Genomic DNA, 19340 nt, shown 5'->3' with positions numbered 1-19340 from the left:
CGGGGGTAATTGCAGGTCAGGCCAGTGGGGTCAGATCAGGCCCAGCGCCGGCATCAGGTAGTAGAACCCGAAGACGGCGGCGACGACGTACATGGCGACCGGGATCTCGCGCCCGCGACCGGCCGCCAGCCGCAGCACCACGAAGGTGATGAAGCCCATGCCGATGCCGTTGGTGATCGAGTAGGTGAAGGGCATCATCACCATCGTCACGAAGGCCGGGACGGCGATGGTGTGGTCGGCCCAGTCGATCTCCCTGACCGAGCCGGCCAGGATCAGGAAACCGACGGCGAGCAGGGCCGGGGTCGCCGCCTGTGAGGGCACCATCGTGGCGACGGGGGTCAGGAACAGCGCGACGGCGAAGAGCGAACCGGTGACGACGTTCGCGAACCCGGTGCGCGCCCCCTCCCCCACCCCGGCGGTGGACTCGACGAAGCAGGTGGTGGCGGAGGAGGAGCTGACGCCACCGGCCGCGACGGCGATACCGTCGACGAACAGGACCCTGTTGATGCCGGGCATGTTGCCCTGGGCGTCGGTGAGCCTGGCCTCGTCGCTGACGCCCATGATCGTGCCCATCGCGTCGAAGAAGCACGAGAGCAGCACGGTGAAGACGAAGAGGGTGCCGGTCAGCACGCCGACCTTGTCGAACCCGCCGAAGAGACTGACCTTGCCGATGAGTCCGAAGTCGGGACTGGCCACGGGGTTGCCGGGCCACTTGGGCGTGGTGAGCCCCCAGGACGGCACGGTCGCGACCGCGTTGATCACCACGGCCAGCACGGTCATGGCGACGATCGAGATCAGGATCGCGCCGGGCACCTTGCGGATGATGAGCGCGAGGGTGAGCAGAGTGCCCAGCACGAAGACGAGCACCGGCCAGCCGTTGAGGTGACCGTCGCCGCCGAGCTGCAGCGGAACGGTCGTCTGCGCGACGTCCGGGATCCGGGTCACGAACCCGGAGTCGACGAGCCCGATCAGCATGATGAACAGCCCGATACCGATCGCGATGCCCTTGCGCAGCCCGAGCGGCACGGCGTTCATGACGCGCTCACGAAGCCCTGTGGCGACGAGCAGCATGACGACGAGCCCGGCGAGTACGACCATCCCCATGGCGTCCGGCCAGGACATACGTGGCGCGAGCTGGAGCGCGACGACGGTGTTGACCCCGAGCCCGGCCGCCAGCGCGATGGGCACGTTGCCGACGACGCCCATGAGGAGCGTGGTGAAGGCGGCGGTCACGGCGGTGGCGGTGACCAGCTGGCCGCTGTCGAGGTGGTGGCCGTACATGTCCTTGGCGCTGCCGAGGATGATCGGGTTCAGCACGATGATGTAGGCCATCGCGAAGAAGGTGGCGAACCCGCCGCGGACCTCCCGGGACAGTGTGCTGCCCCGCTCGGAGATCCTGAAATGGCGGTCGAGGGCCTTGGCGGGGGCCGAGGTGGACATGCGTGTGCTCATGTTTCTGTTGACGTCTTGGAGTTTCGTACGAAAGAAATGAGACAGACTCAAGTCGTTTCAGTATGAATATATGACACCGAAACGACCTTCTCTGCGCGTAGACAGCGGCGGGCTAGCCCGTCCGAGGCTGCGGAGCGCCCGCCGCGCGGGTCCTCGTAAGCTGTGCGCATGGCGAAGTGGACACCGATACACGAGGCGCCGGAGCCCCTGGAGGGCCCCGTCGTCGCCACCATCACGGGCGGCACGATCCTCTGGTTCGTCCTCTTCCTGATCCAGCTCCCCTTCTACGGCTGGCACAGGGACCACGGCCACGAGTGGTGGGTGTGGACGTGCCTCGCGGGCGCGGTGCTGGGCCTGTACGGAACCTGGTACGTACGGAAGCGGGATACGGCGATCAAGGGGGCGTCGTCGCCCACGGGGGACGCAGGTCCAGGCATTCCAGCCCGTCCGGCGCTTGAGGACGAGGCCCCTTCAGGGCCGAACCCCTAGGTACCCCCACCTACAACCACGGCACCATTTCCCAGCGCAGCCCTCCTCCCCAGGTCGGAACTTTGGCGCACTCGGCGTGTGAAGCCCTAAATCCGCACGTACCGTCGAACACATGACGCACATCGACGCCGGCGCCGAACTCGATCCTGTGCACCCCGTCCCTCTGCCCGGCGCCACGCCGGGCAACGGGCCCCGCGGGAACGCCCCCGGCGACGGCCCGCGCGCCCACGGCCTCACCGCCGCCGAAGTCGCCGAACGCGTCGCCCGCGGCGAGGTCAACGACGTTCCCGTACACAGCAGCCGCAGCGTCTCCGAGATCGTCCGCGCCAACGTCTTCACCAGGTTCAACGCGATCATCGGCGTGCTCTGGCTGATCACGATGTCCGTCGCCCCGTTCCAGGACACCCTGTTCGGGTACGTCATCCTCGCCAACACCGGCATCGGGATCATCCAGGAGTGGCGGGCGAAGAAGACCCTCGACTCCCTCGCCGTGATCGGCGAAGCCAGACCCACGGTCCGCCGCGACGGCGTCGCGACCGAGGTGAGCACCTCCGGGATCGTCCTCGGGGACGTCATCGAGATCGGCCCCGGCGACAAGATCGTCGTGGACGGCGAGTGCGTCGAGGCCGACGGACTGGAGATCGACGAGTCGCTGCTCACCGGTGAGGCCGACCCCGTCGTCAAGCAGCCCGGTGACCCGGTGATGTCGGGCAGCTTCGTCGTCGCGGGCGGCGGCGCCTTCACGGCCACGAAGGTCGGCCGCGAGGCGTACGCGGTCCAACTCGCCGAAGAGGCTTCCCGTTTCACTCTCGTCCACTCGGAACTCCGTACCGGAATCTCGACGATCCTCAAGTACGTGACCTGGATGATGGTGCCGGCCGCGATAGGCCTGTGCATCACCCAACTGGTCGTCAAGAACAACGACTTGAAGGACTCGATCGCCCGTACCGTCGGCGGCATCGTCCCGATGGTCCCGGAGGGCCTCGTCCTGCTCACCTCCGTCGCCTTCGCGATCGGTGTCATCCGGCTCGGCCGAAAGCAGGTCCTCGTACAGGAGTTGCCCGCGATCGAGGGCCTCGCCCGCGTCGACACGGTCTGCCTCGACAAGACGGGCACGCTGACCGAGGGCGGCATGGACGTGACCGAGCTGCGCTCCCTGGGCGACAGCGACGAGACGTACGTACGACGGGTCCTGGGCGCGCTCGGCGAGTCCGACCCCCGACCGAACGCCTCCCTCCAGGCCATCATCGACGCCTACCCGGACAGCGAGGACTGGCGCTGCACCGAGTCGCTGCCGTTTTCCTCGGCACGCAAGTACAGCGGCGCCTCGTTCAGCGAGGGCAACGGGGAGAGCAGCACGTGGCTGCTCGGCGCCCCGGACGTCCTGCTCTCCCCCGACAACCCGGCCGACAGACCCGCCCTCACCGAGACCGACCGCCTGAACCAGGCCGGACTGCGCGTCCTCCTCCTCACCCGCACCAGCCGCGAACTCGACCACCCGGAGGTCGTCACCGGCACCACCCCCACCGCCCTGGTCGTCCTGGAACAGCGCCTCCGCCCCGACGCGGCGGACACCCTCCGCTACTTCGCCGAGCAGAACGTCGACGCGAAGGTCATCTCGGGCGACAACGCGGTGTCGGTCGGCGCGGTGGCGACCAAGCTGGGCCTGTCCGGTACGACGGTCGACGCCCGCCAACTCCCCGCCGAAACCGACGACATGGCGAAGGCCCTCGACGAGGGCACGGTCTTCGGCCGGGTCACCCCGCAGCAGAAGCGGGACATGGTGGGCGCGTTGCAGTCACGCGGGCACACGGTGGCGATGACGGGCGACGGCGTGAACGACGTACTCGCTCTGAAGGACGCCGACATCGGCGTGGCCATGGGATCGGGCTCGGAGGCGACCCGAGCCGTGGCCCAGATCGTTCTGCTCGACAACAGCTTCGCGACGCTGCCTTCGGTGGTCGCGGAGGGCCGCAGGGTCATCGGCAACATCACGCGAGTGGCCACCCTGTTCCTGGTGAAGACGGTCTACTCGGTTCTCCTGGCCGTCCTGGTGGTCTGCTGGCAGGTCGAATACCCCTTCCTGCCCCGCCACTTGACGCTGCTCTCCACCCTGACCATCGGTATCCCGGCGTTCTTCCTGGCCCTGGCCCCCAACAGGGAACGCGCGAAACCCCACTTCGTACGCAGGGTCATGCGCTACTCGATCCCGGGCGGCGTACTCGCGGGCGTCGCCACCTTCACGACGTACCTGATCGCCCGTCATCACTACACGGGCGCGGGTGCGTTGGACGCGGAGACGAGCGCGGCGACCCTCACCCTGTTCCTGATCTCGATGTGGGTGCTGGCCATCATCGCCCGCCCCTACACCTGGTGGCGGGTGGCCCTGGTCGCGTCGATGGGCGCGGGCTTCCTGCTGGTGCTCGTCGTACCGTCGCTCCAGGAGTTCTTCGCGCTGAAGCTGGTGGGCGTGACGATGCCGTGGATCGCGGTGGGTGTCGCGGCGGTGGCGGCGGCCATCCTGGAACTCCTGTGGAGGTGGGTGGACCGCCGCTTCCCGGCGTAAGCCGAACCTGCGGGTACGGGGCCTACTTCACGTCGACGAAGTCCGCGGCGGCGCTCGAACCCACGGTGGTCGCGGTGCCCGCGAAGACGTACCGGAAGAACCCGTCGGCGGTCGCCTTGACGGTGGTCTTCAGGGCGCCCGTGGTCGTCGTCTTGATGGTCTTGACGACGGTGTAGGCGCTGGCCCCGTTCTTACGGAACTGCAGCTGCACCGGCTGGGTCGCGTACCCGGTGTAGTTGGGCCCGTCCCAGTTGGCGCGGGTCAGCTTGCCGGTGACCGTGATGGTCTTGCCCTTGACGACGGGCTCCGGCGTGGCGTCGACCGTCAGCTTGGAGAGGCGCCGCACGGTCGTGGTGCCGAGGTCGCCCTGCTGGGCGACGCCGACCTTGGACGGGTCGAAGTCGTTGCCCTCGGGGTCCTGACCGTTGAACGCGATGGCAATACCACCCGCCGTCCAGCGGGCGCCGGCGTCGGTGTTGGTCAGGTCGCCGTCACCGGGGTAGATGTCGAGGTTGGCCTTGCAGTTGGCGACGGTCGCCGACGTCGCGGTGCAGGTGCCGGCCTTCTCGCCGAAGATCACGTTGTCCGGCATCGCCATGTCGCCCTCGTACAGGTACGGGCCGCTGTCGAAGTCGGAGGCCTTGATGTTGACCTCGGTGCCGTGGGTCAGCGTGTAGGTGACCGGCACGACGAGGTGGCCGCCGGCGCCGGCGTTGATCGACTTGGCGACCTTGAAGTTGGAGAAGGAGACGTTCAGCTTGTACGGCTCGGCGGCGGCGACGGGCGAGGTGATGAACGCGGACTTGCCGGCGCCCAGGATCTTCGCGGCTGCGGCGTGGTAGGTGGAGTCTCCGCCGGAAGCGTGGACATCGGCCTGCGCGGCCGGCACGGCGAGAGCGGAGAGGGCCAGGGCGCCGGAGACGGCGGCCACAGTGGCACGTATGCGCATGCGTGTTCCCCACATGGAGATGGGACCCGTTGGCGACCGTCCGCACGACGCGCGCTCACCCGGGGCCCAGGTGATCGTGGAGCCAGTTGGCCCCCATGATCAGATTCACTGCGGGAGTGGTTGGTTGTGCGGAAGGGACGTAATTTTGCACACCCCTTACGCACAGACCCGCCGCCGACCCGTAGAACACGAGGGGCCGACGGCGGTTGCATACGTTTCGCGCAACTAGCGGCATATGCGAAGGCGGCAGTTACTTCACATCGACGAAGTCGGGCGTGGCACCGATGGCGCCGGTGGTCGCCGTACCGGTGAAGACGTACCGGAAGTACCCGTCGGAGGCGGCCTTGACGGTGGTCGTCAGGTCGCCCTTGGTGGTCGTCTTGATGGTCTTGACGACGGTGTAGGCACTCGTCCCGTTCTTACGGAACTGCAGCTGCACCGGCTGGGTCGCGTACCCGGTGTAGTTGGCGCCGTCCCAGTTGGCGCGGGTCAGCTTGCCGGTGACCGTGATGGTCTTGCCCTTGACGACGGGCTCCGGGGTGGCGTTGACCGTCAGCTTCGCGGCACGCAGGAGGCTGGGGCCGGCGATGAGGTCCTTCTCCACGACCCCGACCTTCGAGGCGTCGAAGTCGTCGCTGCCCATGTCCTGGCCGTTCCAGGCCTCCGCGTACGCGAACGCCTTCCATTTCCCGGCGCTCGCGTTGAACAGGTCCCGGGTCGGGTGGATCACGATGGACTGGGTGCAGTTGGCGACGGTCGCCGACGTGGCCGTGCAGTGAGCCCAGTCGTCGCCGAACAGCCCGAAGTCGGAATCGACGTACGTGGCGCCGTAGTACAGCTCGACGTCGGTGAAGAAGTCCTCGGCGGTGATGTCGACGTCGGCGCCGTGGGTGAGCGTGTAGGTGATCGGCACGGTCACTGTGCCGGTGATGCCCGCGACGATCGACTTACCGTTGTTGATCTTGATGTTGGAGAAGGAGGCGTTCAGGGCGTACGGCGTACCGGCGTCGTCAGCGACGGCCGAGGTACTGAACGCGGACTTGCCGGAGGCAGCCTGCCCGGCCGCGAGCATCTTGACCGCGTCCGCACGGGACACGGAACCGTCGGCCTGCGCGGCAGGCACGGAGAAGGCGGAGAGGGCCAGGGCGCCGGAGACGGCGGCCACAGTGGCACGTATGCGCATGCGTTTCCCCAACTGGAGAAAGGGGGCCCGATGGCGGTCGTCCTCACGGCTTGTCGTCACACCGGGGGCCCAAGTGATCGTTGAGTCAGTTGACCCGCATGCTCAGATCCGTGACGGGCGGGAATGGTTGTACGGGCGGCGTGGTTTTCTGTGCCGCTTCACATGTGACGCTCGTCACCATCACCGCACAGCCCGCGCTCGTCCCGCACGAAACAGCATTCCGTACGGGACGAACCACAAGTCGAGCACTCACGACTGGCGGGCCTACAGTGACGGCCACATGGTTCGGCTCGCCGCCAGCCCACCATTGCCGTCGCCGGCGTAGAGCCGCAGGTCGCCGTCAGTGCGCATGGCGGCGATGTCCGCCTTGCCGTCACCGTTGAAGTCACCGCCCAGGACCGGGCGTTCACTCGTCCACGTCTTGTCGGGCCACATGGAGCGAGCCTTGTCGAAGGAACCGTGTATCGACTCGAGGATGGCACCGTGATCCAGTGGAGAAACGGCGTCTGCTTCCGGTGGAGCGACAATAGACATCCAGCCCGGTAGCGGTGGAAAGCCATTGAAGGTTCACTTGCCATGATCGACAGACGTGTTTTCGCGGAAGTACTGATCGAAGGGCTGGACGACTGGGTCCCGGTCGATCAGCTCACCTGGGCAGCGCGGGAAGAGATGAAGGGGCGCTCGTGGAAGGAATTCTTCGCCGAACTCCTTCGCTTCCTGCTCGAAAATGACCTGATCCAGGTTGGTGAACTTGCCGCCGAGGGGTTCTCACCGTGGAGGGGAGAGGCCCGCGAAGTTGTCCAGTTGGTGCTCGATGACCTTGAGCGCCTTTCCTGGAAACCTGAGCTGGGCAGTCGTACCTGGATCGCCAACACGAAAGCAGGCAACGACGTCGCACAGTCACTGATCGACTGCTAGCGCCAGCTGCCCTCGCTCGTTCGATGCCGACTTCGTAGGACGCGGCAACAGACGTTGGCGCCGCCGGAATCCCTTCCGCCGGGGCCAACGTCGTACCGCCTGTGAATCAGAGCCGCCTACTTCACGTCGATGACATCCCCGACCGCGTTGATCGGCGCCGTCGTCGACGAGCCCGCGAAGGCGAAGCGGTAGGTGCCGTCGACCGTCGCCTTCACCGTGGTCTTCAGGGCGCCGGCGGCACCCGCCTTGACCGTCTTGACGGTGGTGAAGGTGGTGGCGCCCTTCTTCTTGAACTGGAGGGTCACCGGGGCGTTGACGTAGCCCGTGTACTTGTTGGTGTCCCAGTTGGCGCGGGTCAGGGTGCCCTTGACCGTGATGGTCGCGTTCTTCCTGACCGGCTCCGGGGTGGCGTCGGTGGTCAGCTTCGAGTGGAACTTGACCTGGGTGGTGCCGAGGCCGCTCTGGATCTTAATGTCGCCGTCGTCCGAGGTGGTGATGGCGACCGCGCCCACCTTCCACGTACGGGCGTCGGTGTTCCCGAGATTCTTCTCGTCGCCGCTGGCGTGCAGGTCGATGAAGCCCTTGCAGCTGGCGGTGGTCGTGGAGGTCGCCGTGCAGGTGCCCGGCTCGTCGCCGATCAGGCGGACGTTGTCCTCGGTGAGGGCGGCGCCGACGTACAGGGCCGGACCGGTGAGGAGGTTGTCCGAACCGATGTCGAGCCCGGCGGCGTGCTTGAACGTGTACGTCACCGGCACCGAGGTGGTCCCCGTGGCCTTGGCGACGATCGGCTTGCCGTTGTTGATCGTCACCTTGGTGAAGGTGACGTCGGGTGCCGTGGCGGCCTGGGCGGCGGGCACGGCGAAGGCGGAGAGGGCCAGGGCGCCGGAGACGGCGGCCACAGTGGCACGTATGCGCATGCGTTTCCCCAACTGGAGAAAGGGGGCCCGATGGTGGTCGTCCTCGCGGTTCGTCGTCACACCCGGGGCCCAAGTGATCGTTGAGTCAGTTGACTCGCATGCTCAGATCCGCGACGCGTGTGAATGGTTGTACGGGTGGAGGAGGTTTTTACGGCGTCCGGCACGTGACGTACGTCACTCCACAATGCCGTGAAGGCCGGTGCCCGCCCCGAGTCGGGCGGCACCGGCCTTCGCGCTGGAGTTCGTCCCGGACCGTACGCCCGGCCCGCATGACCTACTTGACGTCGATGAAGTCCGCCGCACTGTTGACCGGCGAGGTGGTCGTGGTGCCCGCGAAGACGTACCGGAAGAAGCCGTCGGCAGTCGCCTTGACGGTGGTCTTCAGGTCGCCCTTCGTGTTCGTCTTAATGGTCTTGACGGTGGTGTACGTGCTGGTGCCGTTCTTCCGGAACTGCAGCTTCACGGGCTGGGCCGAGTAGCCGCCGTAGTTCCTGGCGTCCCAGTTGGCGCGGGTCAGCTTGCCGGTGACCGTGATGGTCCTACCCTTCTTCACCGGCTCCGGCGTGGCGTTCGCCGTCAGCCTCGACGCGCGCTGCAGCAGCGTGGTGGCGAGGCCGCCCTTCTCCGCGAAGCCGATCTTGGTGACGTCCAGGTCCCCTCCTGGCGACAACTGTCCGTTGAACGCGACGGCGTCAGCAGCGCCTCTCCAGGTGCCGGCCTCGGAGTTGAGGATGTCGGCGTCCTCGCCCATGTAGATGTCGATGTCGCTCTTGCAGGTGGCGACGGTCGCCGAGGTCGCGGTGCAGGTCGGGAAGTCGTCGCCGTAGAGCTCGTTCTCCGATTCCGTGGTCTCGGTGGTGAAGGAACCCCGGTAGATGTAAGCCTCGAGCAGGAAGTCGTCGGCGGTGATGTCCACCTCGGCACCGTGGGTCAGCGTGAAGCTGAGCGGGACGGAGACATGCCCGGTGGCCCCGAGCTTGACCGCCTTGGCGATCTTGAAGTTCGAGAAGGAGACATTCAGCTTGTACGGCATCGGCTCGTCGTCGGCCGCCGTGCTGAACGCGGACTTGCCGCTCGCGGCGGAGTGCGCGGCTTCCTTCACCTTGGCGACGTCGGCGCGGTAGGTGGAGGCGGCGGAACCGTCGGCGTGCGCGGCGGGCACGGCGAGAGCGGAGAGGGCCAGGGCGCCGGAGACGGCGGCCACGGTGGCACGTATGCGCATGCGTTTCCCCAGGTGGAGAAAGGGGCCCGGCGGTGCTTGTCCGTACGGAGTCCGTCCGCACGGCTCGCAGTCGCACCCGGGCCCGAGTGATCTGGGAGTCTCTTGACTCGCCCGCTCAGATCTGTGACGGATGGGAATGGTTGTACGGAAGTTGCGGAATCCTACGCAGAACGCGGAGATTTTGTGTTCGCATTACGGTCTTTGCACGTCGGTGACCAGCGACGACGAGCCGAGGGTCGGGCGCGGACACTCCTCCGGTCTCCACGCCCGCGCCCACCGCAGCCTCTCTCGCGCCTCAGTCGAACCAGCGGTCCCGCGCCAGTTCGGTCGTCCTCGACGGGTCCTCCATCAGGGCCGCCACCTCGAACCGCCGGGGCCACTGGCCGGCCGTCCAGGCGAGGGCCGCCGCGACGCCCTCCAGGGTCGAGGCGTGCAGCACACCGTCCCTCGTCCTGCGCCAGTCCAGCTCCACGCCGTCGACGACGAGCTCCTCGTGCTCGACGTAGGTGGCCGGGGTCCCCGGACCGAGCAGGACCCGCACCGACTCCGGTACGTCGTGCTCCGAACCCTCGGACGTCACCTCGCCCGTCACCGACTCGCTCAGCCGCCGTACCTGGAACAGCTCGGCCAGCTCGGCCGCCTTCGCCGGGCGTACGGGGAGCAGCGGGACGCCCGCTGTGAACGGCAGCAGGTCGGGTGAGTCGACGACCACGGCGTCCGCCGCGTCCACGACCTCCACGTGGCCGTCGACCACCGCCCGCAGGTCGTCGGGCAGCGTGACCTGTTCCGGGTCGAGGTCGGCCAACGCACCGTAGAGGGCGTGCAGTTGGGCGCCGGTGACCTCCCGGTCGGGGTCGGCGAGGCGGTCCAGGAGTTCGGCGGCGCCGCCCGGCTCGTCCAGGAGGGCGGCCACCGACGTCCGTACGCCGAGCGCCCGCAGCACCTGTTCGTCGTCGAACCCGGTGGCGTCGGCCTCCTCGTACAGGCCGCGCAGCAGCGGGTCGCCGCCCGCCGCCAGGAGACCGGCCGGACGCCTGCCGTCCAGCACCGGGTTTCCACGCAGCCACCAGGCGGTGTACGGCCGTACGAGTTCATGCGTGCCGTCGGGCAGCAGGACACGCACCGGCTGGACGATCGCGTCCCGCAGGGGCGGCTGGGCGAGAAGGGCGAGGGCCTGAGGCCAGCGGTCGTCGTCGACGAGGTCGAGGTCGCGTACGGCGACCAGTTCCGTGGCGACGGGAGGGACGGGCGAGTCGGGGAAGCGGTCGAGGATGTCCTCGCTCCACACGTCCACGGCGTCGAGCAGGCCCGGATCGTCCGGTTCGGCGAAGTCGCTGTCCCGGGGGTCCAGTTCGTCCGGGTCGAGGACGACGTCGGTGGCGCGGACGAGGGCGAAGGTCGCCAGGACGCCACAGGCCGCCAGCGGCTGCTCGCCCCAACGGTCCGCGAACTCGGCGTCCAGCTCCGCCAGTTCACCCTCCCTGATCACCTGGGCGAACGCACTGCCGGGCAGGACCAGTTCACCGGCGGGGGCCAACTCGCCGTCCTCGTCGGGGAGGGCGAGGGCGCCGAGCCACGGTTCGTCGCCGGGTTCGAGGCCCGCGTCGCGTACGAGGGCGAGGACCGTGTCGGCCAACTCCTCGGCGTCGGGGGTGTCTTCGTCGTCCCACGACAGGCTGCGGGCGTCCTCGTCGAGCGAGCCGGCGACAGCGGCCCGCACCTGCGGGGTGGTGAGGACGGCGCGCGGGGTCGCCGGTAGGGCGCCGAGCTTCTCCAGCAGGGGGTGGGCGGCGTCCGGGTGGGCGACCTTGAGGCCGAGGCGGGCCAGGGTCTCCGGTGCGGCGGCCCCCACCTCGCCGCCGGTGGGCAGCAGCACCTGCCGGGGCCCGATGGTCGTACGCCCGTCGGCGAGCGGTACGGGCAGCCCGGTCAGCCGGTCGGGGTCGACGCCGGCCAGGCTGTCGTACAGCCGGTGCCACCACTCGGGTGCCTTCTCCAGGCCGGCGAGCCGGTCGACGGCGTCGGTGAGGGGGACCCGGGCGACCCCCAACGTCCTTAGCTCCACCCGGCGTTCGAGCCCGGCGGGCAGCAGCGTGGGCAGCACCTCGGCGAGGACGCGGACCGTCTCGGCCCCGGCACCCTCGACGACCTCGGCGTCCCGGGGGCGCAGGGCGGAGGGCAGTTCCTCGTCGTCCCCCGGGTCGAGCGCGGGCGGGAGGAAGGCGGTGCGCGGCAGCCGTTCGAGGATCGCGTGCCGCAGCTGACCGTCGAGTTCGCCCTTGCCGAGCGGGCCGGGGACGAGCGCGATGATGCCCTCGCCCACCGGGCGCCAGTCGGCGAGGAGTTCGGTGTACGCGTCGGCGGCGCGCTGCACCAGGAAGTCGGTGAGCGGGCCCGGCGCGGCATGCCGGCGGGCGGTGTCCAGCGGGAGCGAGGCGATGAGCAGCGCCGGTACGCCCAGCGGCTCGTCGCTCGGTGTGGGCGCGTGCACGACGGGACTGGTCCGGGGCGGTACGGGAGTGCCGTCGGCGTCGACGGGCACGGCCCAGGTGACCGACCAGTGCGGACGCAGCCGCTCCTCGACCGGCCGCCCGACCAGCAGGGCGGCGTCCAGGGGCCCGTGCGCGGAGACGGTACGCCAACGGCTCGTACCGTCGCGCGAGTCCTCCACGAGGGTCAGGGTGCCGTCGGTGAGCCTGCGCAGTGTGCGGGGCGCCTGGTCGCCCACCTCGATGACGACCTCCTCCAGACCGGGGAGGGTGAGGAGCAGAGCGTCGTCGACGCCGTTCAGCAGCCGTTCGGCCAGATCCTCGGCGGCGATGTCGCGCAGGGGGAGGATGACGGCCGTGTCGTACGGGTCGGGCGCGGTGCCCTCGGCGGCGAACGGCAGCCGCAGAAGCGGCACATGGCCGTCGCGACGGCGGACCTCGTCACCGAGCCCGGGGCTGTGCCGGGCGGTGTCGGCGGCCAGCTCGCGGGCCTCGGCGAGCGCCCACCGCACACCACCGTGCCGCCCGACGACGGCGGGCTCGTCACTCACGGCGAGGACGGCGGCGAAGCCGACGCCGAACCGCCCGACGGCCCCCGTCCCCTTGCCGTCGTCACCGGCCCGGCCGTCCTGGACGTCCCGCTTCGCGGAGGCGCGCAGCGTGGAGAGGGACTCGACACCGGTGGCGTCCAGCGGGGCACCGGTGTTGGCGGCGACGAGGACACCCTCGCGGAGGGTGAGCCGGAACCTGCCCGGCACCCCGGCCCGCGCGGCGGCGTCGGCGGCGTTCTGGGCGAGCTCGACGACGAGCCGGTCCCGGTAGCCGCCGAGGACGAGATCCTCCTCGGCGTTGGCATCCTCACGGAACCTGGCGGGACTGGTCGCCCAGGCATCCAGAACACCCCGGCGCAGACGGGCCGTACCGAAAGGATCCGCGCCCTCAGCTGCAGGTCGCACGAACTTGCTCACGTACGTTCACTCTCCTCATCGGCGTGAGCAAGAAGGTACCGCGCGCCGGACAGGGCCCCCGCCCACCGGGCCTGTTCGCCCGCGGAGGCGCCCCTTACCATTCCCTGCGGATCGCGCCCGAGGCGGCGCGGATCCGTGAACCAGGTACCAAGTGCCTGTTCCTCAGGGGGGATCTCCATGTTCGTGCTGTCCATACTGCTGCTCATAGCGGCGGTCGTGCTCTTCGTCGTCAGCCGCGGCCAGGGCGCCGGCGGCTGGAAGGTCGGGGCGGCTCTCAGTGCCGTGGCCGCCGTGCTGGCCGGGGTCTTCGCGTGTGTCCATGTCGTGAGCGCCTACGAGGTCGGGGTGCCGGTGACCTTCGGGAAGATCGGGAAACCGATGACCTCGGGCGTCCAGTTCACGTCGCCCTTCACCGATGTCACCTCCTTCTCCACCCGCCCCGTGGACCTCGACCTGTACGACAAGAGCGTGGTGGAGGTCCGCTCCTCGCAGGGCGGGGTGCTGTACGCGGACATCACCATCAAGTGGGCCGTCGTACCGGCCAAGGCGGTCGAGCTGTACCGGCTGGCGGGGAGTTCGGAGGCCGTCGAGGAGCGGCTGGTGGTGCCGGACAGCCGCGAGATCATCCGTAACGTCTTCGCGAAGCACACCAGCGAGGAGGGCTACGCCTCCGCCCGCGAGCAGATCGGCTCGGAGATCGCCGCCCTCATCAAGGAGCGCCTGGCGCCGCGCGGGATCGACGTCACCAACGTCAATCTGCGCAACGTGAGGCCGTCGGACAAACTGCAGGACCAGATCGACAAGAAGATCCAGCAGGAGCAGGACACCGAGCGGGCCGTCGAGGCGGCGCGTACGGCCAAGGCGGAGGCCGAGCGCAGGCGGATCGAGGCGGAGGGCATCGCCCGCGCCAACGAGATCCTCGCGAAGTCGCTGAGCGACAAGGTGCTGTACAACCAGTGCCTGGACGCCTACCGGGAAGCCGCCAAGGCCAACCCGGTGTACGCGGTGCCGTGCGGCACGAACGCGAACGGGACGCCCGTCATCGTGAACAGCGGCAAGAACTAGCCGCCGCACCCGTACGTGAGCCGACCCCGCCGAGCAGCAAGCCTCGGCGGGGTCGCGCACCTTCTGGGCACCGCGACCTACGAGTGGCCCAGCTCCGCCGTGTCCGCGTCGTCCGCGCCCACCGACACCGAACCCGAGTCCGCCGCGGGCCGCAGCGGGAAGGGGTCCACGATCGTCTCGTCGATCACGTGCGGCGGCGGAACCGGCGGCTTCGGCATGACCGCTGCCTCCGAGTGCCCCCCGCAGCCGTACGCCAGGGACACCACACGCCCGTCCGCCGGAGCGAACTCGTTCGTACACACGCCGAACGCCTGCCCGAGGGACCCGCCGATCGCCACCAGGAACCCGCAGCTCACGCATGTCGCCGGCGCGGCCTGGGCCATGGGCGTCGTGGGGCCGTACGCGTCCTCCCAGCGGTCGGCGGCGGTGTGGAGGCCGTACCGGGACAGGACGCGCGCCCGGCGCATGCCCAGTTCCTCGGCCACCGCCGCGATCGACCCACGGGCGGGTACGACCGTGTAGTCGGACGGTGCGCCCGGGGTGATGTCGGCGTCCTCGGCGTCGGCCAGCTCCGCCGCCAGTGCCACCGAGGCCGCCCCCGACACCAGCACGGAGTTCGGCAGGGGCTCGTCCTCGCCCGAGTAGCCCGGCTCCAGACGCAGGTCCTCCGCGTCCGTGGGGAGCAGATCCCCGGGACCCATGTCGCCCGGGCGCAGACGCTCGCTCCAGGGCACCCATTCCGGGGCCTGGAGGGCGTCCGGACCGGGGAGGAGCACCACCTCGTCCAGGGTGACCAGCTTGGCCCGGGACGCCCGGGCGACCGTCACCGCCCAGCGCCAGCCCCGGTAGCCGAACTCCTTGCACTCGAAGAAGTGCGTGACGACACGGTCCCCTTCTGACACGAGGCCCGAGTGTTCACCCACCACGCCTGGCGCCGCCGCCTCCTCCGCCGCGGAAAGGGCGAGGTCGACGGCCTCGGCGCACAGGCGGTCGGGGGTGCGGCTTCGCGTTGTCGCTGCGCTCACAGGTATCGCTTCTCTCCTACGCCGTCTCACGAGTGCGCCCGTCCCGACGGGGTGCGACCGGTTGCGAACGGAGCGGACCAGAGGGCCGCGTCAACGTTCGCGCCCGATCACGCTCGGGCGCACCTACGTCATCCATTCTGCGGGATGGCCGAGAGGCGCGCGGCCGAGAACAACCGCCACTGCGCGCTACGCACGCTACCTTCTCCAGCGCCCGGGGCCCACACCGACGGGACGGTTCGTGGCGACCGACATCCAACCGTGGCAACTCCGGGCCCCCTTTTCCTCGCCTCTCACCCCACTCTTCCCACCCCCGAATGGCCGGAAAACACCTCACCGAAACCGTCCGAGAGACTCCTGCGAGAGACCCCCGGGGATCACCGAGGGACCCCTGAATGCCCCTCGCTCACATCCCACTCACATCCCACTCGGACCCATACGCGCGGTAACCGCACTAGTTACGCGCTTCTCGGGGCACTATGGCGGAGTGGCAACCGAGAGGTCGCCCCAAGGCGCCACCGGGATCGGCGGGGCCGAGGGGAGCAACCGGAGCGGCACCGGCACCAAGGGTGGCCGGCACGGCGTACGGGACCGGATGAACGGGTCCGTACGTGCGGTCGGCCGTGCCCTGCACTTCCCGGTGACCGGTACGGCCCGTGGCATCCGCAAGGCCACCCACGCGCATGGCGCCGGGGAGTCCGGGCTCGGCAAACTCATCGAGCTGCACGCGGTGAACGGCGCCGGTGACGTCATGATCACCATCGCCCTCGCCTCCACCGTCTTCTTCTCCGTCCCCACCGACGAGGCACGCGGGCGCGTGGCCATCTATCTCGGCATCACCATGGCGCCCTTCACCCTCCTCGCCCCCGTGATCGGCCCCCTGCTCGACCGGCTGCCGCACGGCCGCCGTGCCGCGATGGCCGGCTCGATGCTCGCCCGCGCCCTCCTCGCCCTGCTGCTCGCCGGCGCGGTCGCCACCGGCAGCATCGAGCTGTACCCGGCCGCGCTGGGCGTCCTGGTCGCCTCCAAGGCGTACGGCGTGGTTCGCAGCGCCGTCGTGCCCCGTCTCCTGCCACCCGGCTTCTCCCTGGTGAAGGCCAATTCGCGGGTCACGCTGAGCGGGCTGCTCGCCACCGGTGTGGCCGCACCCATCGGCGGCGGACTCCAGGTCCTCGGGCCACGCTGGCCGCTCTACGGCGCCTTCGTGATCTTCATCGCGGGTACGTTCCTGTCCTTCTCCCTGCCGCCCAAGGTGGACTCCGCCAAGGGCGAGGACACCGCCCTGCTGGCCGCCGACGCGGAGCATCTGCACGGCCCGCACCGCAGCGAGACCCTCCGCCGCCCGGGCCTGCGCACGGTCGGTACGGCGGTCACCCACGCCCTGGGCGCCAACGCCGCCCTGCGCTGTCTGTCGGGCTTCCTGACCTTCTTCCTCGCCTTCCTGCTCCGCGAGCATCCGCTGACCGGTCAGAGCGCCGCGTGGTCGCTGGGCATGGTCGCCGTCGCGGCGGGGGCCGGCAACGCGCTCGGTACGGCGGTCGGGGCGGCCGTGAAGCAACGCGCGCCGGAGCTGATCATCGTGACGGTCGTCGCCGTGGTCCTCGGCGCGTCGGTCGTCGCCGCGGTCTTCTTCAGCGCGGCCCTGGTCGCGTGCCTCGCGGCGGTCGCCGGGTTCTGCCAGGCGCTCGCCAAGCTGTCCCTGGACGCGCTGATCCAGCGGGACGTCCCCGAGCTCGTCCGCTCCTCCGCGTTCGCCCGCTCGGAGACGCTGCTGCAGATGGCCTGGGTGCTCGGCGGCGCCGTCGGTATCGCGCTGCCCCTGGTCGGCGAGCTGGGCCTCGGGGTGGCCGCCGCGATCGTCGCCGTAGGCTGGCTGACCACGGTCAAGGGCCTGATCGGCTCCGCCCGCCACGGGGGCCGCACGCACCCCCGCGTCGCCTGAGAGCCGCCATCGGGTCCTACCGGGCCCGGCACGCCGTACCCACGTGACAACCGTTCCAGGGGTGCCCGATAGCCTTCGGCCATGACCTCGTTGCGTTCCGCTTCCACTGCGCGCCGCCGCCGCGCTGTTGCCGCCGTCGGCGCCGTTGGTGCCGGACTGCTCGTCCTGTCCGCCTGCGACAAGCCGACGCCGATCTCCACGATCACCGTCGGCCGTGCCTCGGTGAACTCGGAGGCCTCCTGCTACGACGACGGCAAGGAGCTGAAGACCGCCGACGTGGCCAAGTGCCTCAAGGACACGGACATCAAGAGCATCTCGGTCGACCCGGACGAGACCGTGCGCTTCGGCGTCGACCCGAAGATCGCCGACAAGGGCTGGACGATCCTGCTCAACGGCCAGCCGCTGACGGACTCCAGCACCAAGACGTACCGCACGATCCCGGGCAGCGTGTTCTTCAACGCCCAGTACGGCGCCCAGGGCAACTCGACGCTCGTCTCCATCAAGGAGGGCGAGAAAGAGGTCAACGGCCTGTGGTCGTTCAAGCTGAAGAAGGACTCCTGACGACGTCAGGGGTACGAGTCCTCGTAGCCACCGCGGTCCCCGTCGAACGGGACGCGGTGGCACAGGCGTTCCCGCCCGGTGACGGGCCGATCGACGTCATCGCCGTGGGAGTCGGTCCCGCCGCCTCCGCCGCGTCCGTCGCCTCGGCGCTCACCACCGCCGCCCTCCGCGGCACCCCGTACGGTCTGGTCGTCTCGGCGGGCATCGGCGGCGGATTCCAGCCCCAGGCGCCGGTCGGCTCGCTGGTCGTCGCCGACGAGATCACCGTCGCGGACCTGGGCGCCGAGACCGCGGACGGGTTCGTTCCGGTCACCGCGCTGGGCTTCGGCGCCGTCACCCACCGTCCACCGGAAGCACTCGTACGAGATGTCACGGCCGTGACGGGCGCCCTCGCCGGCGCCGTCCTGACCGTCTCCACCGTCACCGGCAGCGCCGAACGCGCCGCCGAACTGCGCGCCCGGCACCCCGGCGCGCTGGCCGAGGCGATGGAGGGCTTCGGGGTTGCCGAGGCCGCCGCCGCGCACGGTGTGCCGGTGCTGGAGATCCGGGCCGTGTCCAACCCCGTCGGGCCCCGCGACCGCGCCGCCTGGCGCATCGGCGACGCCCTCACGGCCCTGACGGAGGCCTTCGGGAAGCTCGCGCCGGTACTGGAGAGTTGGAACCCACATGAGCACTCCGCCGATCAGCCCCGAGAACTCCCCCATGAGCAACCACGTGAGCCCTGAGCAGCCCGGGGAGGTGCGGATCGCGTACTCACCCTGCCCGAACGACACCTTCGTCTTCGACGCCTGGGCGCACGGCCGGGTGCCGGACGCGCCCGCGCTCGACGTGACCTTCGCGGACATCGACATCACCAACGGTATGGCCGAGCGCGGCGAGTTCGACGTACTGAAGGTGTCGTACGCCGTCCTGCCGTACGTCCTCGACGAGTACGCGCTGCTGCCCTGCGGGGGTGCGCTGGGCCGGGGCTGCGGGCCGCTGGTGCTCACGCGGGAGGCGGGGGCCGACCTGACGGGACGTACGGTCGCGGTGCCGAGCGAGCGGTCGACGGCGTATCTGCTGTTCCGGCTCTGGGCGGCGGAGACGGTGCCCGGCGGGGTCGGGGAGATCGTCGTGATGCCGTTCCACGAGATCATGCCCGCCGTACGGGACGGCAAGGTCGACGCGGGGCTGGTCATCCACGAGGCGCGCTTCACGTACCAGAACTACGGGCTGCACAAGCTCGCGGACATGGGCGAGCACTGGGAGGCGACGACCGGGCTCCCGATCCCGCTCGGCGCGATCATCGCCAAGCGGTCGCTGGGGACGGAGACGCTGCGGCTTCTCGCCCGGGCGGCCCGGACGTCCGTACGGGCCGCCTGGGACGACCCGGAGGCCTCCAGGGCCTACGTCCTGGAGCACTCGCAGGAGATGGACCCGAAAGTCGCCGACCAGCACATCGGGCTGTACGTCAACGAGTTCACCGCCGACCTCGGTGAGGACGGCTATGCGGCGGTCAGGGGGCTGCTGACCCGCGCGGCGGCCGAGGGGCTGGTGCCGCCCCTCGGCCCGAACGCACTCGATTTCCCCTAGAAATCCACGGAAAGCCCACGGAAAT

At 69.7% G+C, this 19340-nt stretch carries 16 protein-coding genes; 8 read left to right on the top strand and 8 right to left on the bottom strand.

The features are described 5' to 3' along the window. Positions 1 to 30: 30 nt before the first annotated feature. Positions 31 to 1440: an NCS2 family permease gene (locus OG241_RS31460; RefSeq protein ID WP_405820020.1), complete on the bottom strand. Its 1410-nt coding sequence runs from the start codon at positions 1438 to 1440 to the stop codon at positions 31 to 33. Positions 1441 to 1620: 180 nt separating this feature from the next. Here OG241_RS31460 and OG241_RS31455 point away from each other — a divergent pair, with 180 nt between their 5' ends. Beyond that, on the top strand, positions 1621 to 1941 hold the full coding sequence (locus tag OG241_RS31455) for a DUF2530 domain-containing protein (protein ID WP_405820018.1): 321 nt from the start codon (positions 1621 to 1623) through the stop codon (positions 1939 to 1941). Between the two features lie 112 nt (positions 1942 to 2053). Further along, positions 2054 to 4507 (top strand): HAD-IC family P-type ATPase, encoded by a 2454-nt coding sequence (locus OG241_RS31450; RefSeq protein WP_405820017.1) that lies wholly within the window; start codon positions 2054 to 2056, stop codon positions 4505 to 4507. 22 nt (positions 4508 to 4529) lie between these two features. Here the strand turns inward: OG241_RS31450 and OG241_RS31445 are convergent, their stop codons facing one another. The 3 genes from OG241_RS31445 to OG241_RS31435 all read right to left on the bottom strand — a co-directional run bounded on the left by OG241_RS31445 (position 4530) and on the right by OG241_RS31435 (position 7074). Beyond that, entirely contained in the window at positions 4530 to 5456 is a 927-nt protein-coding gene (locus OG241_RS31445; RefSeq protein WP_405820015.1) for a hypothetical protein, read from the bottom strand. Between the two features lie 250 nt (positions 5457 to 5706). After that, entirely contained in the window at positions 5707 to 6639 is a 933-nt protein-coding gene (locus OG241_RS31440) for a hypothetical protein (RefSeq protein ID WP_405820013.1), read from the bottom strand. A gap of 264 nt (positions 6640 to 6903) precedes the next feature. After that, positions 6904 to 7074 (bottom strand): FG-GAP repeat domain-containing protein, encoded by a 171-nt coding sequence (locus OG241_RS31435; protein ID WP_405820011.1) that lies wholly within the window; start codon positions 7072 to 7074, stop codon positions 6904 to 6906. 141 nt (positions 7075 to 7215) lie between these two features. On the opposite strand from OG241_RS31435, the gene OG241_RS31430 reads away from it, so the two are divergent. Beyond that, on the top strand, positions 7216 to 7557 hold the full coding sequence (locus tag OG241_RS31430) for a hypothetical protein (protein WP_405820010.1): 342 nt from the start codon (positions 7216 to 7218) through the stop codon (positions 7555 to 7557). Between the two features lie 116 nt (positions 7558 to 7673). Here OG241_RS31430 and OG241_RS31425 read toward each other — a convergent pair whose 3' ends face one another. From OG241_RS31425 to OG241_RS31415, 3 genes are all read right to left on the bottom strand, one after another. Then, positions 7674 to 8474: a hypothetical protein gene (locus OG241_RS31425; RefSeq protein WP_405820008.1), complete on the bottom strand. Its 801-nt coding sequence runs from the start codon at positions 8472 to 8474 to the stop codon at positions 7674 to 7676. 274 nt (positions 8475 to 8748) lie between these two features. Continuing rightward, the gene (locus OG241_RS31420) at positions 8749 to 9696 is read right to left on the bottom strand and encodes a hypothetical protein (RefSeq protein ID WP_405820006.1); all 948 of its coding nucleotides are present in this window, start codon (positions 9694 to 9696) and stop codon (positions 8749 to 8751) included. 295 nt (positions 9697 to 9991) lie between these two features. Then, positions 9992 to 13153 carry a sacsin N-terminal ATP-binding-like domain-containing protein gene (locus OG241_RS31415; protein ID WP_405820004.1) on the bottom strand — a complete coding sequence of 1054 codons (3162 nt, stop codon included), beginning with the start codon at positions 13151 to 13153 and terminating at the stop codon, positions 9992 to 9994. A 177-nt stretch (positions 13154 to 13330) separates the two neighbouring features. Here OG241_RS31415 and OG241_RS31410 point away from each other — a divergent pair, with 177 nt between their 5' ends. Beyond that, a complete protein-coding gene (locus OG241_RS31410) occupies positions 13331 to 14218 on the top strand; it encodes a prohibitin family protein (protein ID WP_405820002.1) in 888 nt (295 codons plus the stop codon). A 77-nt stretch (positions 14219 to 14295) separates the two neighbouring features. Here the strand turns inward: OG241_RS31410 and OG241_RS31405 are convergent, their stop codons facing one another. Next, positions 14296 to 15243 carry a DUF3027 domain-containing protein gene (locus OG241_RS31405; RefSeq protein WP_405820000.1) on the bottom strand — a complete coding sequence of 316 codons (948 nt, stop codon included), beginning with the start codon at positions 15241 to 15243 and terminating at the stop codon, positions 14296 to 14298. A 484-nt stretch (positions 15244 to 15727) separates the two neighbouring features. Between OG241_RS31405 and OG241_RS31400 the strand changes: the two genes are divergently transcribed. The 4 genes from OG241_RS31400 (at position 15728) to OG241_RS31385 (ending at position 19315) form a co-directional block, all read left to right on the top strand. Next, the gene (locus tag OG241_RS31400) at positions 15728 to 17182 is read left to right on the top strand and encodes an MFS transporter (RefSeq protein ID WP_405819999.1); all 1455 of its coding nucleotides are present in this window, start codon (positions 15728 to 15730) and stop codon (positions 17180 to 17182) included. Between the two features lie 81 nt (positions 17183 to 17263). Continuing rightward, positions 17264 to 17743, top strand: coding sequence for a DUF2771 domain-containing protein (locus OG241_RS31395; protein WP_405819997.1), 480 nt, complete (start codon positions 17264 to 17266; stop codon positions 17741 to 17743). Further along, a complete protein-coding gene (locus tag OG241_RS31390) occupies positions 17713 to 18468 on the top strand; it encodes a futalosine hydrolase (protein ID WP_405819995.1) in 756 nt (251 codons plus the stop codon). The genes OG241_RS31395 and OG241_RS31390 overlap by 31 nt, the downstream gene beginning before the upstream one ends. Beyond that, positions 18446 to 19315 (top strand): 1,4-dihydroxy-6-naphthoate synthase, encoded by an 870-nt coding sequence (locus OG241_RS31385; RefSeq protein WP_405819993.1) that lies wholly within the window; start codon positions 18446 to 18448, stop codon positions 19313 to 19315. The genes OG241_RS31390 and OG241_RS31385 overlap by 23 nt, the downstream gene beginning before the upstream one ends. Positions 19316 to 19340 lie beyond the last annotated feature (25 nt).

The organism is Streptomyces sp. NBC_01390 (genome assembly GCF_045040105.1).
GTDB lineage: Bacteria > Actinomycetota > Actinomycetes > Streptomycetales > Streptomycetaceae > Streptomyces.
The sequence above is the reverse complement of the archived record's forward strand: the minus strand, read 5'-3'. Positions and strand labels throughout refer to the sequence as shown.